Consider the following 686-nt stretch of genomic DNA (forward strand, 5'->3'; position numbering starts at 1 on the left):
GAACGATTCAAACTTTTTCTCGTCGCGCAATTTGTGCAAAAGACGTACTTCTAACTGTTTACCATATAAATTGGCTTTAAAGTCAAAAAAATGCACTTCTAGTTGCTGACGAACTCCATTTACGGTTGGTCGTTGTCCGATATTTGCAACACCACCGACAGGTGAACCATCGATGTCGACTGCTTCAACAACATACACCCCAGAGACTGGAGAGACACAACGTTTAAGTGGGATATTCGCCGTTGGGAAGCCTATAGTTCTTCCCAGTTTACGCCCATGAGACACACGACCACTGATACTGTAATCACGCCCTAACATGGCTGCGCTAGAGGTTAAATCGTCAACCGCCAGAGCATTGCGTATTTCAGTGCTACTCACACGTAGCTGGTTTAAGCAGAAGCTTTGGGTACTAACCACCTCAAAACCATACTTTTCACCCGCTTCTTTAAGCATAACGAAATTGCCGGTGCGACCTTTACCGAAGCAGAAGTCATCACCCACCACCAAAAACTTCACACCAAGTTTGTCCACCAACAGATCTTTAATAAAAGCATCCGCCGATAGGTTCGCGAAGTAGTGGTTAAAATTGACACACAATAAACGGCTAATATCCAGCTTACTCAGCTGCACGAACTTATCTCTTAAGCGAGTTAAACGCGCAGGGGCTTTGTCACGAGCAAACAGTT

At 44.9% G+C, this 686-nt stretch carries 1 protein-coding gene; it reads right to left on the reverse strand.

Annotated elements, in window-relative coordinates:
• On the reverse strand, positions 1 to 686 hold a 686-nt coding region (ribF, locus tag KIV40_RS27045), incomplete at both ends, for a bifunctional riboflavin kinase/FAD synthetase (protein WP_285352264.1).

This window comes from Vibrio sp. D173a (assembly GCF_030248475.1).